Consider the following 16,185-nt stretch of genomic DNA (forward strand, 5'->3'; position numbering starts at 1 on the left):
CAAGGGTTCGAGTACGAGGGTGAGGAACCGACGATGACGACTGTCCAACGAACCGTGCCCAACGGCTCGATCGATCTGGCCGTGTTCGAGAGCGGCAACCCCGACGGCCCCACGGTCGTGATGGTGCACGGCTGGCCGGACACCCACGAACTGTGGGCGGGTGTGTCGCAGCATCTGGCGAGAGACTTCCGACTCGTGTCGTACGACACTCGCGGCGCGGGCGCCAGCACCGTTCCCGAACGCACGGAGGCATACCGCCTCGAGGCGCTGGCGACCGACCTGTTCGCGGTCATCGATGCGGTGAGTCCGCACGAGCCCGTCCACGTCCTGGCGCACGACTGGGGGTCGGTGGAGGCATGGGAGGCCGTCTGCGAACCTGCCGCTCGGGACCGAATTCTTTCCTTCACGTCGATTTCCGGGCCAAACCTGGACCACCTTGCGACGTGGGGACGCCGCCGGATCGCCGAACGTCGATTCGGCGGGCCGTTGTCGCAGGTTGTGGCCTCGGCGTACACGGTTGCATTTCAGATTCCAGGGGTTGCGAGGCTGCCGCTCGAACTTTGGTTCTCGAAGCACTGGCCTCGATTTCTGGGCTTCTTCGACGGTTTGGATCCGCAGGTGGTTCGTCCCGCACCCACACTGTCGCGGGACATGGTGAACGGGCTGAAGAGATATCGAGCCAACATTCGTCCGCGGCTGAAGTCGCCGCGTGTTCGGCGTACGAACGTTCCGGTGCAGTTGATATTGAATCGACGCGACAAGGCTGTGCGGCCGGCCGGGTACGAGGATGCCGAAGAATGGGCCCCTCACCTGCGCAGGAACAGTCTCGATGCCGGACACTGGTCGCCGCTGTCCCATGCGGACGACATTGCACGTCTCGCCGCCGATTTCATCGAATCCGTCGAATCGGACCGTCACCGGAGTGAATCCGCGTAGCTTTTGACCCTCGGAGTTGCGAGAAGATTCGCCTACGGGCCTCTCAGGGGTGTCGTAGCACCGCTCGCCACTCGGGGTACCAGTAAGCTGTCAGTGACATGTAGCGGCACACTGCCGACACCCGTGACCATCAAGGGCCCGTACAGGGTCGGCTCGTCGGCTGTGTCGACGATCGGACGTAGAAGGAGGGCTACCCACTCGTGGCTGCCCAGAAGTCGGAAAAGAGCTCGTCCAAGAAGGACTACGATGCCTCGTCCATCACCGTTCTCGAGGGGCTCGAAGCGGTTCGGAAGCGTCCGGGCATGTACATCGGTTCGACCGGTGAGCGCGGTCTGCACCATCTGATCTGGGAAGTTGTCGACAACTCCGTCGACGAGGCCATGGCGGGATACGCCAGCAAGGTCGAGGTCACCATCCTCGAGGACGGCGGCATCCAGGTCGTCGACGACGGCCGCGGTATCCCGGTGGGCATGCACGCTTCCGGAGCTCCCACCGTCGAGGTCGTGCTGACGCAGCTGCACGCCGGCGGCAAGTTCGACTCCGACTCCTATGCGGTGTCCGGTGGTCTGCACGGCGTGGGTATCTCCGTCGTGAACGCGCTCTCCTCGAAGCTCGAGGTCGAGATAGACGTCGACGGCCATCACTGGTCGCAGACGTACCTCGAATCCAAGCCCGGTGAGCTGGTCAAGGGCGAGGCGACCAAGGAAACGGGGACGACTGTCCGTTTTTGGGCGGACGACGAGATCTTCGAGACCACCGATTACAACTTCGAGACCGTGGCGAGGCGCTTGCAGGAGATGGCGTTCCTCAACAAGGGACTCACCATCACCCTCACGGACGAGCGCGTCACACCTGAAGAGGTGACGGAGGAGGACGTCAGCCAGGTGGCCGACGCTCCGAAGACAGCGGAGGAGGAAGACGCCGAGGCGGCCGCGCCCGCGGTGCACAAGGTGAAGACCCGCGTCTACCACTACCCGGGTGGACTCGAGGACTACGTCCGTCACATCAACCGCACCAAACAGCCGATTCACAACTCGGTCGTCGGTTTCACGGCCAAGGGCACCGGGCACGACCTCGAGATCGCCATGCAGTGGAATTCCGGCTACTCGGAGTCGGTGCACACCTTCGCCAACACCATCAACACCCACGAGGGTGGTACCCACGAAGAGGGCTTCCGGTCCGCGCTGACGGCCACGGTCAACAAGTACGCGCTCGACAAGAAGCTGCTCAAGGACAAGGACCCGAAGCTCACCGGCGACGACATCCGTGAGGGTCTCGCCGCGATCATCTCCGTGAAGGTCGGGGAGCCGCAGTTCGAGGGACAGACCAAGACGAAGCTCGGCAACACCGAGGTCCGATCCTTCGTGCAGAAGGCCAGCAACGAGCACCTGCAGCACTGGTTCGAGGCGAATCCCGCCGACGCGAAAACGATCGTGCAGAAGGCGGTGTCGTCGGCGCAGGCTCGCGTCGCGGCTCGCAAGGCGCGAGAGTTGGTGCGCCGTAAGAGTGCCACCGACCTGGGCGGACTGCCCGGTAAGCTCGCGGACTGCCGCTCGAACGATCCGAGCAAGTCCGAGATCTACATCGTGGAGGGCGACTCCGCAGGTGGTTCGGCGAAGTCCGGCCGTGACTCGATGTACCAGGCGATTCTGCCGCTGCGAGGCAAGATCATCAACGTCGAGAAGGCGCGTATCGACCGCGTCCTCAAGAACAACGAAGTTCAGTCGATCATCACGGCGTTCGGCACCGGTATTCACGACGAGTTCGACATCGCGAAGCTGCGCTATCACAAGATCGTCCTGATGGCGGACGCCGACGTCGACGGCCAGCACATCGCGACTCTGCTGCTGACGTTGCTGTTCCGTTTCATGCGTCCGCTGGTCGAGCACGGTCACGTTTACCTCGCCCAGCCGCCGCTGTACAAGCTCAAGTGGCAGCGTGGTGCGGAGCCCGAGTTCGCGTACTCCGACCGTGAGCGGGATGCGTTGGTCAAGGCCGGCCTCGAGTCCGGCAAGAAGATCAACAAGGACGACGGAATCCAGCGATACAAGGGTCTGGGTGAGATGAACGCCAAGGAGCTGTGGGAAACCACGATGGACCCGGAAGTTCGCGTCCTTCGTCTCGTCACTCTCGACGACGCTGCCGCGGCCGACGAGCTGTTCAGCGTTCTCATGGGGGAGGACGTGGAGGCCCGCCGCAGCTTCATCACTCGTAATGCGAAGGATGTTCGCTTCTTGGACGTCTGATCGGATTCGTTGCGCACGGCGTTAGCGGAGTATTTGCCCACGTCGCGCAACCAAATTCAATTTTCAACCGAGCCTTGGGTCGGCTGCGAATGATGTGTACCGTTGTCGATCGCCGCTGTGGCCTCTGTTACCGGTGAGTAGCGAGATGCTGAGGTTACTCGAAAGTAAGATATCGACCGCTTCTGTGGTAAGAACATGACCACACACAACGTGATGAAGTCGTTACCTTCTTCGTTCACATTGACAAACATGCGGTCGCGCAGCAATGAAGCTGAGCCCCTCGGGAAGTGCGTTCACCGAAGTCGGGGGAGTGGTCGAAGGACGCACGAAGATACGACGGGTTTGAAAGAGAGCAGAGATGAGCGACGATTCGCCGCCCCGGACAAAGCTCTGGGATATCGAAGGCTGGGGCCTGCGATGGAAGGTGACTGCCGTACTCGCAGTGCCCGTCACCGTCGCAATGGTGCTCGGTGGTTTGCGGGTTCAGAACGAGCTCAACGACGCGGTGCACTTCACGACAGCTGCCGAGCAGGTCTCGAGCGTGCCGTCGATGGTCAGTCTCGAGGGTGCGTTGGGCACCGTGGTCGGTAGTCACGCTTCGGGCACCCTGACCCCGAACGACCGTGAGAACCTGGCCAAGCAGTTCGACCAAGTCGCAGAGGCCGCCCGCAATCCCGATCTACCTCCGGAGATCGCACAGAGTCTCGATCAGGCGCTCGCGGACGGTCATGCACTCGAAGGAATGACCACCGGCGCACCCGGCAGCGCTCCGATCGAAGTTCTCGCTGAACGGCAGCGCGACTTCTCGAACAGTCTCAGCGTGATCGCCGACAACATTGTGGCGCCGATCGACGACCGTGACGTTCTCAACAAGTACAGCCTGCTCGTCGATGCGTGGGCAGCGCAGCGTCGAATCTTCGATCAATCCGTCGTCATGATTCAGATCAGGGAGGACTTCAGGACACCGACGACGGGTGTCATCACGGCCGCGGGCGCCGAACTCGCACTCATCGACGTGCTCGCGCGGTCATTCCCCGATGACAACACGCAGATTCAGCAATTGCGCGACGGCACGGCGAAACGCACGGCACTCGTGGAACAGGGCGTCAGGGACCTGGAGGCAGAAGGTAAGCCGCTGCCCATTCTGCAGCTTCGTACTTCCCTTCTCGAGAGCCTCGAGGTGTACACCGATGTGATCGGGACCGCCTCGGCGGACATTGTCAACACGGTCGACACGCGAGCTGCCGAAACCCGCTCGGCCGCTCTGCGTGATACCGCGATCGTTCTCGGCACGCTGCTTGCTGCCCTCGTTCTGGCCCTCCTCGTCGCTCGTTCGCTGATCGGCCCGGTCCGGCGACTTCGCTTCGGTGCACTCCAGGTGGCCCGGCGCGACCTGCCGGATGCCATCGACAAGATCAAGTCGACAGACGACGCAGCAGACGTGACGTTCACCCCGGTCGAGGTGCACAGCCGAGAAGAGATCGGTCAGCTAGCGCGAGCCATCGACGACATCCACGGCCAAGCCCTCAAGCTTGCCGGCGAGCAGGCGCACCTTCGTCTGCAGATCAACGACATGTTCGAGACGCTGGCCCGTCGAAGCAAATCGCTCATCGACCAGCAACTCGGCCTCATCGAGCACCTCGAGTTCGAGGAGAAGGACCCGAAGAGACTCGAGAGTCTGTTCCGCCTCGACCACCTGGCAGCGCGTATGCGCCGAAACGGCGAGAACCTGCTGATTCTCGCCGGTACCCGGGTCCGTCGTGGTCAAAGCCGGCCCATTGCGCTCGGTGACGTTCTGCGTGCCGCGATGTCCGAGGTGGAGGACTACCAGCGCGTGCAGATGGGTGCCACTCCGGACGGTTCGCTGAGTGGCGCGATCGTCACGGACGTCGTCCACCTGCTTGCCGAGCTCGTCGACAACGCACTTCGGGCATCTCCGCCGGACAGCCACGTGAACTTCAGCTTCGCCCGTGCCGTCGACGGCGGCGTCCTCCTCGAGATCGCCGACCGCGGTATCGGTATTCCGCCCAACGAGATGGACGCCATCAACCAGCGTTTGTCCACCGGCGGCGAGGTCGGCCCCGACACCGCACGTCACATGGGTCTGTTCGTCGTCTCGCGCCTCGCGGATCGACACGGCCTCACCGTGCGTATGCGTTCGACGTTCGACACCGCCCGAAACCCCGGTGTGACCGTCAGTATTCATATTCCGAGCTCGTTGATAATCACCGGCTCCGGCGGTCGCGGACAGCTCGATTCGGGAGCACAGCGCGCGATCCCGAGCCCGCGACCCGACACGGCGCAGCCCGCTCAGACGGCCGAGCCCGTTCAGCAGGCGCACTCGGTGCAGCAGGCTCCGGTACGTCCGGTGAATCCGTCGCCCCAGACCGACCGCTCCGGGGACCAGTCGCGTGCGCTGCCGCAGCGAAGGGAAGCGGTGCCGAATGGCACCCCGTCGTTGCCGCAGCGCAGGGCGGTAGCTCCGGAACAGGGTCAGAATGCGCCTGCGCAGAACGCACCGGAACGGACGGAGCAAGCCGGTCAGCAGGTTCCGTCGACCACGACGGCGGGTCTTCCCAAGCGTCGACCCGGCGCGAGTGGTATCGCCGACGGCAGTGCGGCAACTCCGTCGGTCTCGCCGGTCAACGGCTCGGACGGTCCCCGCCCGATGCCCAAGTTGCCGACCCGCCGTGCACCTGCAGAGGCGGTTCCGACGGAGCAGCCGCGGGAACAGCCCTCGGCACCTTCGGCCCAGTCCGATCCCGAGCAGCCGCCTTTGCCGACCAGGCGTCCGGCGCCGCCGCGTCCACCGACACCGGCTCCGGAATCCGACAACAACGGCGCTTCCCCGGTGCGTCACCGCTACCGCACGAACCCTGCCAAGACGGCTTCGTTCTTCCAGTCGAGGATCGACCCGCCGCCGGCCCCGAACGGTGAGGGTGGCGGAACGCCGATCTTCGCCGACATGGTGTCGGACTGGCTGACCGACCCGACCGGCGAGGACGGCGCCCCCGGTGTCTGGGAATCGGCCGCCGACAAGGGGTGGTCCGCCGCTGAGCGCGTGGCCTCGGCACCGGTCGAAGTCGACCCCGAGATCGGATTGCCGAAACGTCGCCCCGGCGACCGTCTGGTGCCGGGCACGGTGGAAGGTGCACACAATACGGGGACGCTGCGTCGGGTCCGCGACCCTGAGACAATTCGCGCCAACCTGAGTAGGCACCAGCAGGGCGTCCGGAACGGCAGAGCCACGCGGGTGGCCGAGCGAAACAGCATCGAAGGAGACCGATGAACACACCTCATGGATCCGACACCACGAGGCCACTCGACTGGTTGGTGGCCAACTTCGCGGGTGACGTTCCGGGCGTGACTCACGCCGTCCTCGTGTCCGCCGACGGTCTGCTCATGGCCGCCAGCGCGCACCTGCCCCTCGACCGTGCCGAGCAGCTCGCTGCCGTCACCTCGGGGCTTGCCAGTCTTTCCGCAGGCGTTTCCCGGCTGTTCGAGGGCGGCGGGGTCCTGCAGTCGGTGGTCGAGATGCAGCACGGTTACCTGCTGCTCATGAGTGTCGGCGACGGTTCGCATCTCGCGACCCTCACCAACTCGGAATGCGACATCGGACAGGTCGGCTACGAGATGGCGATACTGGTCGACCGTGTCGGAGCGTCTGTGCAGGCCAAGGCCCGCACTCCGCAGGGAACATGACCTGAGCCATGCCCATGGATGACCAGAACTACGAATCGTCTTCCGGTCCGAACATCGTTCGGCCGTACGCCCTCACGTCCGGGCGTACACGACCGGCAGTCGAACTCGCGCTCGAGGCGCTGATTCAAGCACTTCCTCATTCGGCCGATCGTGAGTGGGAACTCGACGACGTGAACGCGGCCATTGTGGCTTTGTGCAAGGAATCGCCGTCCGTAGCCGAGATTGCAGCCCGTGTCGGGATGCCTCTCGGTGTGGCGCGTGTCCTGGTCGCAGACCTGGTCGAATCCGGCCATCTCCAGATTCTGGCGACGCTGAAGGAAGACTCGACAGACTCCGAACGTCGTGAACTTATCGAAAGGGTCCTCAGTGGACTACGCGAAATCTGACTCCCAGAACCGGGTCACCTCCACGAAGATCGTGATTGCAGGTGGATTCGGCGTGGGCAAGACCACGCTGGTGGGGGCCGTCTCCGAGATCGTGCCCCTGCGCACCGAGGCGCTGGTCACCAACGCCAGCGATGGTGTCGACAATCTGAATTCGACCCCGGAGAAGGCGACCACCACGGTTGCCATGGACTTCGGGCGAATCAGTCTTGCCGAGGATCTGGTCCTGTACCTCTTCGGTACCCCGGGCCAGCATCGGTTCTGGTTCATGTGGGACGACCTCATCAAGGGGGCCATCGGCGCGATCGTTCTCATCGACACCCGACGACTCGACGAGAGCTTCGCTGCGGTGGATTTCTTCGAAGCTCGGCAATTGCCGTTCCTCGTGGCGATCAACGAGTTCGACGACGCCCCGCGCTACCCCGTCGAGGACATTCGTGCTGCTCTCGCCATCTCCGCCGAGGTGCCGATCATTCCGATCGACGCCCGCGAGCGTGAATCCGCGAAGCAGGCACTGGTGGCGATCACCGAGTACGCGCTGCGGAAACTGCAGACTCCCGCGTACTGATATCCACCTACCGCTCGGCACTGCAGAGGAATGTGAACGTTGACTGACCACCTTGATCAATTCTCGATGGGTTCGTGGATTCTCGCGCTCGCTGTCGCAACATCTTTCGCCGGCTTGTTCGTCGGGGTCGCGAGCGCACGCAAATCGGTCACCGTTCACGGCTCACGTCACCGCGCGTCGTGGTTGGCGTGGGGTGCGCTGTCCATCGGCGGTATCGGTCTGTGGCTTCCGCAGATCATCGGCATGGTGGGCCTCGCGATCGAGGGCAGCCCGATTCGTTACGACCTCGTCTGGGTCGGGGTCTCGATCGTGGTCGCCATCGCTTCCGGATTCGCCGCGTTGTTCGCGGTGAGCCCGGCGCAGAACCGGCACCGCACTCCGCCGCGGTCCATCGAGCTCGGGCGTCTGCTGGTGGGCGCCGCGATCCTCACCGTCGGCGCCACGGCGATGAACCTCGCCATCGTCTCGGGTGTGCAGATTCAGGGCGACGTCGAATTCGACATCGCGATGATCGCTGCGTCCGCGGTCGTGAGCCTGTTTGCGGCGGCGCTCGTGCTTTGGACCGTGCAGGCAGTCGATGCCAGGCCACTGCGCCTGATCACGGCGGTCGTCGCCGCAGGCGCGCTGGTCGCTTCCCACTACATCGCCGTGTACGCACTCGAGGTGTCGGTCGATCCGGCGAGCGCGCAGCCTCAGGGCGTCGAGGTGTTCTCGATCCTGTTCCCGGTGTTCGTGGTGGGCCTGCTGGTCCTCACCATTCCGATCACGGCGCTCCTCATGGCACCCGACCGGGTCGCCGCAGAACTCGATCTCGAAGCCGACACCCTCGCTGCCGAGTCGGCCGATCGTGAGTTCGAACGCCGATAGACCCGAGTCCTTCGCGCTGTCAGCTGACCTGCACCTATAGACTCGGGTGGTTGCGCGACGTTCCACGAGGCTTCGTTGTCCGGGGAGTCGTCTAGCCGAGTAGAAGAAGGAGCTCATGACAGACACAACGTTGCCTCCGGAGGGTCCGGGACACGATCGCATCGAGCCCGTCGACATTCAGCAGGAGATGCAGAACAGCTACATCGATTACGCGATGAGCGTGATCGTGGGCCGTGCCCTGCCCGACGTTCGCGACGGTCTCAAGCCGGTGCACCGTCGCGTCCTGTACGCGATGTACGACAACGGTTACCGCCCCGACCGTGGCTACGTGAAGTCTGCGCGTCCGGTCGCCGAGACGATGGGCAACTACCACCCGCACGGCGACTCCTCGATCTACGACACTCTCGTGCGTATGGCACAGCCGTGGTCGTTGCGCTATCCGCTCGTCGACGGACAGGGAAACTTCGGCTCCCGCGGCAACGACGGTGCGGCCGCCATGCGTTACACCGAGTGCCGTCTCACGCCGCTCGCGATGGAAATGCTTCGCGAGATCGACCACGAGACAGTCGATTTCCAGTCCAACTACGACGGCCGCTCGCAGGAACCGACGGTTCTCCCCAGCCGTGTCCCCAACCTGTTGATCAACGGTTCGGGCGGTATCGCGGTCGGTATGGCGACGAACATCCCGCCGCACAACCTCGGTGAGGTCGCCGAAGCCGTCTACTGGGCGCTCGAACACTTCGACGCGGACGAGGAGACCACCCTCGCCGCGTGCATGGAACGCGTGAAGGGCCCGGACTTCCCTACGGCCGGACTCATCGTGGGCGGGCAGGGAATTCACGACGCGTACACCACCGGCCGCGGCTCGGTCCGTATGCGCGGTGTGGTGGAAATCGAGGAAGATGCCAAGGGGCGCACCACGATTGTCATCACCGAGCTGCCGTACCAGGTCAACCCGGACAACCTGATCACCTCCATTGCCGAGCAGGTCGGCGACGGGAAGATCGCGGGTATCTCCGACATCCACGACGAGTCCTCGGACCGCGCGGGTATGCGCATCGTCGTCACCGTGAAGCGAGACGCGGTTGCGAAGGTGGTGCTCAACAACCTTTACAAACACACGCAACTGCAGACCAGCTTCGGTGCCAACATGCTCTCGATCGTGGACGGGGTGCCTCGCACTCTTCGCCTCGATCAGATGATCCGGTATTACGTTCTCCACCAGATCGAGGTAATTCGCAGGCGCACCGAGTACCTGCTCCGCAAGGCGGAGGAGCGCGCTCACATCCTGCGTGGTCTGGTGAAGGCGCTCGATGCTCTGGACGAGGTCATCGCCTTGATCCGTGCGTCTCGGACCGTGGACATCGCGCGCGACGGACTCATCGAGCTCCTCGAGGTCGACGAGATTCAGGCCGACGCGATTCTGGCGATGCAGCTGCGGCGCCTCGCTGCTCTGGAACGTCAGAAGATCGTCGACGAGTTGGCCGAGATCGAGCGTGAGATCGCAGATCTGAAGGACATTCTCGATCGGCCGGAGCGTCAGCGCACCATCGTGCGGGACGAGCTGAAGGAAATCGTCGAGAAGTACGGAGACGAGCGCCGCAGCAAGATCATCGGTGCCGACGGCGACGTGAGCGACGAGGATCTGATCGCACGTGAGGACGTCGTCGTCACGATCACCGAGACGGGTTACGCCAAGCGCACCCGTACGGACCTATACCGCTCGCAGAAGCGTGGCGGCAAGGGCGTGCAGGGCGCGAGCCTCAAGCAGGACGACATCGTTCGGCACTTCTTCGTGACGTCCACCCACGACTGGCTGCTGTTCTTCACGACCAAGGGCCGCGTGTACCGGGTCAAGGCCTACGAGCTGCCCGAGACCAACCGCACCGCCCGCGGCCAGCACGTGGCGAACCTGTTGGCCTTCCAGCCGGACGAGCGGATTCAGAGCGTCATTCGCATCAAGACGTACGAGGATGCCCCGTACCTGGTGCTGGCGACCCAGAACGGTCTGGTCAAGAAGTCCCGGCTCACCGACTTCGATTCGAATCGTTCGGGTGGCATCGTCGCGATCAACCTGCGCGGCGAGGACGAACTGGTCGGTGCTGTGCTGTGCTCCTCGGACGACGACCTGCTTCTCGTCTCGGCCAAGGGGCAGTCGATTCGCTTCTCCGCCACCGACGAAGTGCTGCGTCCGATGGGTCGCGCCACCTCCGGTGTGCAGGGCATGCGTTTCAACGAGGAGGACGTCCTCCTGTCGCTGAACGTGGTCCGTGACGGCACCTACCTGCTGGTGGCGACGTCGGGTGGCTACTCCAAGCGCACCCCGATCGAGGACTACATGCCTCAGGGACGCGGTGGAAAGGGCGTGCTGACCATTCAGTACGACAAGAAACGTGGCACCCTTGTCGGAGCGCTCATCGTCGACGACGACGACGAGCTGTACGCGATCACCTCGGGCGGCGGTGTCATTCGCACCGCAGCCAAGCAGGTACGTAAGGCGGGTCGGCAGACGAAGGGTGTTCGGTTGATGAACCTCGGCGAGGGCGACAACCTCCTCGCGATCGCACGTAACGCCGACGAACCGGAAGAAGTCGCCGACAATGCCAACAGCGCCGACAACGGAGCCAAGGAGTCCTGAGTGAGCACTCCCAACCAGCCCGGCAAGGACGAGAAGCCGCAGACTCCGTCTGCTTCTTCCACGCCACCGCCGCAGCGGCCGGGACAGACAACACGCCCCGACGCCGATTCGGGGTCGCAGCGTCCGTCGGAGCAGACGCCTTCGGGGCGTCCTCCGTTGCCGCCTCTGCCGCCGCGACAGTCGGGCACACCGACGCAGCAGTCGCCGGCGGCTCGTCCGCCGGAGCCGCCGCGCAAGGGCGCCGAGCAGGCACCCACCGGTTCGAGTCCGCAGCGTCCGGCGTCCCCGCGTCCGGCGGAGGCCTCGGGGCAGAATGTTCGGGGCACGCAGGCTCCGCCTTGGCAGCGTGGTGCGGCAGGTCAGGGCTCCCAGAGTGGCCAGGCCGCACAGGCGCCGCAGAGTGGTCAGGCGCCGCAGAAGCCGGCGGGGTCGGGTACTGGTACGGCCCCGGCCGCCAAGACGCCCCCGGCAGGCCCGCAGCGTGAGCCGCAGACGAACTTGAAGCGGCCCGAGCCGCCGAAGTCGGGTGCGGGCCAGACGGGCGCTCAGAAGCAGGCTCCCGCAGCCGGGCAGAAGCCTGCACCGCCCGGTTCCGCGCAGGGTCAGTCAGCGAAGGCGGCGACGCCTCGGCCGACGCCTCCGCAGGCTGGCAGCGCAGCGAAGGCCGGCCCCCAGCGGGTTGCTCCTCCGCAGAAGAGTGCACCCCCCGCCCCCGGCCAGCCCAAGCCGGCCGAGCAGCGCGAGGCGGCGAAGGCGAAGGCAGCGGCGATCGACGGGCCCACCCGTCACATCGACCGCAAGACCCTTCCGAAGGACATGCCCGACCTGTCCGAGGCGAAGCACCCGTTGCCCGCCGCACAGGCGTCCACGACGGGCCAGCAGGCGAAGGTGGCGGCTACGGCCGTGCCGCAGCGGGTTGCCGAGGGTGAGGCGCTGCGCGCGACCGTTCAGCTCCGCAAGATCGACCCGTGGTCGATGCTGAAGATTTCCTCGATCATCTCGGTGTCGCTGTTCTTCGTGTGGATGGTCGCGGTCGGTCTGCTCTACATCGTCCTGGACGGTATGGGCGTGTGGGATCGACTGAACAACGCCTTCACCGACATCGTGTCCGAATCGGGTTCCGAGGGACTCGTGACGGCAGGCCAGGTGTTCGGCTACGCGGCCATCATCGGACTCGTGAACATGGTCCTGATGACGGCATTGGCCACCATCGGGTCGTTCATCTACAACATGTGTTCCGATTTGGTCGGGGGTCTCGAAGTGACCCTCGCAGATCGGGACTGAGCAGGGAAAAGGCTGTCCCACCGGACCTGTTTTGGTATCCGCCGGTCCGGTGGGGTAATCTTCCCACTCGGTTCGAGACGTGCGAAACGCGTCTTGTTTCCGCACTCGAGGGCCTATAGCTCAGGCGGTTAGAGCGCTTCGCTGATAACGAAGAGGTCGGAGGTTCAAGTCCTCCTAGGCCCACTCCAAGTGCACAGGAAGGTACGAACATGAAGGTGCTCCTCGCAGTGGGAGCCGGAGTGTTGGTAGCCTTCGGATTGACCAAGTTGCTCGGTCGCAACGAGGTCTGGCACGAGGTAACGGGGCCTTAGCTCAGTTGGTAGAGCGCTGCCTTTGCAAGGCAGATGTCAGGAGTTCGAATCTCCTAGGCTCCACAGAAGAAGGGCGCCTTCCGGGAAACCGGGAGGCGCCCTTTCTCGTCAGGCGTAGAAGGTGCCGATCGCCGGGTTGGACTGGCAGATCGGGCTGCTGCCCCAGTTGATCGATCCGAATCCGGTGGCCATGACGTAGCCGACCCCGGTGTTCACCGTTGCCGTCAGGTTCGGATAGACGCCGTGGAGATCGGTGATTCCGGACTGGCCGGTGTTGGTGTTCACCCATGCGACGGTGACCTGCGCGGCTGCCGGAATGGGGAACGCACCTGGGAACGAGTCGAATCTGATGACCCCGGGCGCCACCGTGTCGCCCGTCATTCCGGTGATGGACATCAGACTGCCCTGATTCGGGCAGCCGACTGTGACGGCTGGACCGCCGAAGGGATGCGGCGCGGCGGTTGCAGGAGCTGCGAGAACAAGGGCGGCGGCAACCGGTGCAGCCAAGGCGACACAGCGGCCGACGGTTCGTAGAGCGGTCATGGCAACCTCCTACAGCAGTGATCTACATCATATTCTCTGCGAGGAGGTTGCCGATAGACCCGGCGATCACTCGGGGGGAGTGGAGTTCTCGTTCGCGGCGTGCTTTCCGTTGTTGCCCGCCGGGGGGTTCTTCGTCGCCGAAGGGGTGCTCGGCTTGGGCTTGGCGGTCGGCTTCGGGGCCGGCTTGGGTGCAGGCTCGGCGGAAGGCGCGGACGCTGCTGTGGGTGCAGGCGTCGGTGCCGGCTTCGGCTTCTCCTGCTGCAGCGCCGGCGGTGCCGGGGCAACGGGCGGCTGCTCGCGGTGCCGGCTCTTGTAGAACACGACGCCGCCGACGGCCACTGCACCGATCCCCAGCGCGATCAGAATCTTCCGGCCCGTGCGCTTCGGCTTCGGTTCGGGCTCGGGGAGAATCTTCTCGGCTACGGCCTGCACCTGCGGCACGGGAACGTGCTGGGCACGTTCGGCACCCTTGCGTGCCAATTCGATGCCCTGACGGCCTAGAAACGACCCGGCGCGGCCGAGGTTGCGGCCCACGGTGAGCGCTCCCGAGCGGGCGATCCGGACCGCTTCGTCGACCTTCTCCGAGTCCTTCGCCCGCAGTAGCGGCTCGGGAATCGAGACTGACGGTGCTGTGAGGGTCTCAGTCGTGCGTGTCATGCCCTCAGCTTGTCACAGTGCGTGCCGGGTGCCAGGAAATCCGGACTCCCCGCGCAGACGTGTTCGAGATATCGCGTGGCAACATGGTGGTGTGACTTCACCCAATCAGACAGCAACCGCAACGCTCCACACCAACCGCGGCGACATCGAGATCGCCCTCTTCGGCAACCACGCGCCGAAGACAGTGGAGAACTTCACCGGTCTCGCGGACGGCACCAAGGCCTACACGACGGCCAACGCCGGTGGTACCGACTCGGGCCCGTTCTACGATGGCGCGATCTTCCACCGCGTCATCGACGGCTTCATGATCCAGGGCGGCGACCCGACGGGCACCGGCGCCGGTGGTCCGGGCTACCAGTTCGCCGACGAGTTCCACCCGGAGTTGCAGTTCGACCGCGCGTACCTGCTGGCAATGGCCAACGCCGGCCCGGGCACCAACGGATCGCAGTTCTTCATCACCACCGGTGCCACCCCGCACCTCAACCGCCGCCACACCATTTTCGGTGAGGTCGTCGATGCGGAGTCGAAGAAAGTCGTCGACGCCATTTCCTCGACCCCCGTCGACCGTAGCGACCGCCCGGTCGAGCCGGTCGTGATCAACAGCGTCTCCATTTCCTGAAGACGTAAGCGAATTGCCTGAGAGGGACGAAACCGTATGACGAACCCCGGCTGGGGTGGAGCTGCGAACGAGGGCTCTCCGCCCCAGCTGCGGTGCGTTCGCCACCCGGATCGACCTACCGCCCTGTCCTGCAACCGATGCGGCAAGCCGGCGTGCCCGGACTGCCTCCGCGAGGCGGCCGTCGGTTATCAGTGCGTGGACTGTGTGGCGCAGGCGAGCAAGAATCAGCGCGCCGTCCGTGGCGTCGCAGGCAACAAGGTGACGCAGCAGCCGAAGCCGCTGGTGACGTACATCCTGATGGCGGTCAACATCGTCGTCTTCTTCGCCACTGCCGCACAGTCCGGCAGCATCATGCGTAACGAGCTCGGTTCGAGCCTGTTTCGTGCCTGGGCACTCTTTCCACCCGCGGTGGCCGACGGCGACGTCGAACGCCTCGTCGGTAGTGGATTCCTGCACTTCGGCATCGTTCACCTGGCCGTCAACATGTTCGCGCTCTACATCATCGGCCGCGACGTCGAACTGATCCTCGGGCGGTCCCGCTACATCGCCGTTTACGTGGTGTCGCTGCTGGGTGGTTCGGCCGCGGTCATGGCCTTCCAGATCGACGCGTTGACCGCTGGCGCGTCCGGTGCCGTGTTCGGACTGATGGGCGCAGAAGCGATCATCCTGCTGCGCCTGCGACGGAGTCCGGCGCCGATCATCTCCATCATCGTCATCAATGTGATCATCAGCGTGTCGATTCCCGGAATCTCGTTCTGGGGTCACCTCGGCGGACTTCTCGCCGGTGCTGCTGCGGCCACGGGTCTGCTCTACGCGCCCCAATGGCTGGGTGCCGGCAACAACCGTGAGAAGGCGGTTCGGATCGGCTGGGCCACTGTGGCAGCCGCCGTGGTGATCACGCTGGGAGTCATCGTGCTGCGCATCGTGCAGATACGGCAGATGTACGGGCTCTAGTTCTTCTCGGCGGGAACCAGCCCGTGTGCGGCGAACGCATCGAACACGTCCTGTGGGCTGGTGCCGAGGTCCCATCGCCCGAATATCAGTAGGCGCTCGCCGCCGTCCGGCTCGCTCGCGTCGATCTCGAGCATCGGGACACGTCTACCGAGCCGCGGGTACCGCACCAGCCGCACGCGGGTGATCGCGGACTGCGGGTACGAGCGTTGCCCGGTGAGCTTGCGGACGGTGATCCCTCGTTCGGCTCCCTCGGTGTGTGCGGCGAGGCGGGGGCGTTGCACCGCGCCCGAAGCGGCCGATGCCAGCATCACCACCGCCGCGACCGTCACGAGGACGCGGCCCGCCGGCTCGGTGGACACGAGGAACGATGCCCCGAACAGCGCCAGCCCGCCGATCGCGAGGGCTCCGATGACACTCCACGGCGTCGCCCACTCGATTCTTCCCTGTTCGGACATCGATCCGCCGGAGTTATCCACA

General features: G+C 64.7%; 14 protein-coding genes and 2 tRNA genes. 13 read left to right on the forward strand and 3 right to left on the reverse strand.

Translation table 11 applies throughout. The annotated features are described in order from the left end of the window. The first annotated feature begins 33 nt into the window (after positions 1-33). The 11 genes from ACFWO3_RS18110 (at position 34) to ACFWO3_RS18160 (ending at position 12,998) form a co-directional block, all read left to right on the forward strand. Positions 34-936, forward strand: a complete 903-nt coding sequence (locus ACFWO3_RS18110; protein WP_378580263.1) for an alpha/beta fold hydrolase — start codon at positions 34-36, stop codon at positions 934-936. Between the two features lie 200 nt (positions 937-1,136). After that, entirely contained in the window at positions 1,137-3,182 is a 2,046-nt protein-coding gene (gyrB, locus tag ACFWO3_RS18115; protein ID WP_378580265.1) for a DNA topoisomerase (ATP-hydrolyzing) subunit B, read from the forward strand. 358 nt (positions 3,183-3,540) lie between these two features. Beyond that, positions 3,541-6,471, forward strand: coding sequence for an ATP-binding protein (locus ACFWO3_RS18120; RefSeq protein WP_378580267.1), 2,931 nt, complete (start codon positions 3,541-3,543; stop codon positions 6,469-6,471). Further along, entirely contained in the window at positions 6,468-6,884 is a 417-nt protein-coding gene (locus ACFWO3_RS18125; RefSeq protein WP_378580269.1) for a roadblock/LC7 domain-containing protein, read from the forward strand. Before ACFWO3_RS18120 ends, ACFWO3_RS18125 begins: the two co-directional genes overlap by 4 nt. Before the next feature lie 8 nt (positions 6,885-6,892). Next, positions 6,893-7,270 (forward strand): DUF742 domain-containing protein, encoded by a 378-nt coding sequence (locus ACFWO3_RS18130; protein WP_378580271.1) that lies wholly within the window; start codon positions 6,893-6,895, stop codon positions 7,268-7,270. Further along, the gene (locus tag ACFWO3_RS18135; protein WP_378580272.1) at positions 7,251-7,835 is read left to right on the forward strand and encodes an ATP/GTP-binding protein; all 585 of its coding nucleotides are present in this window, start codon (positions 7,251-7,253) and stop codon (positions 7,833-7,835) included. Before ACFWO3_RS18130 ends, ACFWO3_RS18135 begins: the two co-directional genes overlap by 20 nt. 39 nt (positions 7,836-7,874) lie before the next feature. Further along, positions 7,875-8,702 carry an MHYT domain-containing protein gene (locus tag ACFWO3_RS18140; protein ID WP_378580274.1) on the forward strand — a complete coding sequence of 276 codons (828 nt, stop codon included), beginning with the start codon at positions 7,875-7,877 and terminating at the stop codon, positions 8,700-8,702. A gap of 115 nt (positions 8,703-8,817) precedes the next feature. Then, the gene (gyrA, locus tag ACFWO3_RS18145; RefSeq protein ID WP_378580276.1) at positions 8,818-11,340 is read left to right on the forward strand and encodes a DNA gyrase subunit A; all 2,523 of its coding nucleotides are present in this window, start codon (positions 8,818-8,820) and stop codon (positions 11,338-11,340) included. Further along, positions 11,341-12,624, forward strand: coding sequence for a DUF3566 domain-containing protein (locus ACFWO3_RS18150; protein ID WP_378580278.1), 1,284 nt, complete (start codon positions 11,341-11,343; stop codon positions 12,622-12,624). Between the two features lie 109 nt (positions 12,625-12,733). Then, positions 12,734-12,807: transfer RNA gene (locus ACFWO3_RS18155), tRNA-Ile, on the forward strand. A 118-nt stretch (positions 12,808-12,925) separates the two neighbouring features. Continuing rightward, positions 12,926-12,998 (forward strand) — tRNA-Ala (locus ACFWO3_RS18160). Positions 12,999-13,043: 45 nt separating this feature from the next. On the opposite strand, the gene ACFWO3_RS18165 is transcribed toward ACFWO3_RS18160, so the two are convergent. Beyond that, positions 13,044-13,478, reverse strand: a complete 435-nt coding sequence (locus tag ACFWO3_RS18165; RefSeq protein WP_378580280.1) for a hypothetical protein — start codon at positions 13,476-13,478, stop codon at positions 13,044-13,046. 66 nt (positions 13,479-13,544) lie between these two features. After that, positions 13,545-14,135 carry a hypothetical protein gene (locus ACFWO3_RS18170; RefSeq protein WP_378580282.1) on the reverse strand — a complete coding sequence of 197 codons (591 nt, stop codon included), beginning with the start codon at positions 14,133-14,135 and terminating at the stop codon, positions 13,545-13,547. A gap of 91 nt (positions 14,136-14,226) precedes the next feature. Between ACFWO3_RS18170 and ACFWO3_RS18175 the strand changes: the two genes are divergently transcribed. Both ACFWO3_RS18175 and ACFWO3_RS18180 read left to right on the forward strand, forming a co-directional pair. Next, positions 14,227-14,754 carry a peptidylprolyl isomerase gene (locus ACFWO3_RS18175; protein ID WP_378580284.1) on the forward strand — a complete coding sequence of 176 codons (528 nt, stop codon included), beginning with the start codon at positions 14,227-14,229 and terminating at the stop codon, positions 14,752-14,754. A 36-nt stretch (positions 14,755-14,790) separates the two neighbouring features. Next, the gene (locus tag ACFWO3_RS18180; RefSeq protein WP_378580286.1) at positions 14,791-15,708 is read left to right on the forward strand and encodes a rhomboid family intramembrane serine protease; all 918 of its coding nucleotides are present in this window, start codon (positions 14,791-14,793) and stop codon (positions 15,706-15,708) included. Here ACFWO3_RS18180 and ACFWO3_RS18185 read toward each other — a convergent pair. Then, the gene (locus ACFWO3_RS18185) at positions 15,705-16,163 is read right to left on the reverse strand and encodes a PH domain-containing protein (RefSeq protein ID WP_378580288.1); all 459 of its coding nucleotides are present in this window, start codon (positions 16,161-16,163) and stop codon (positions 15,705-15,707) included. The genes ACFWO3_RS18180 and ACFWO3_RS18185 overlap by 4 nt on opposite strands. Positions 16,164-16,185 lie beyond the last annotated feature (22 nt).

The organism is Rhodococcus sp. NPDC058521, from assembly GCF_042719695.1.
Classification (GTDB): domain Bacteria; phylum Actinomycetota; class Actinomycetes; order Mycobacteriales; family Mycobacteriaceae; genus Rhodococcus_F.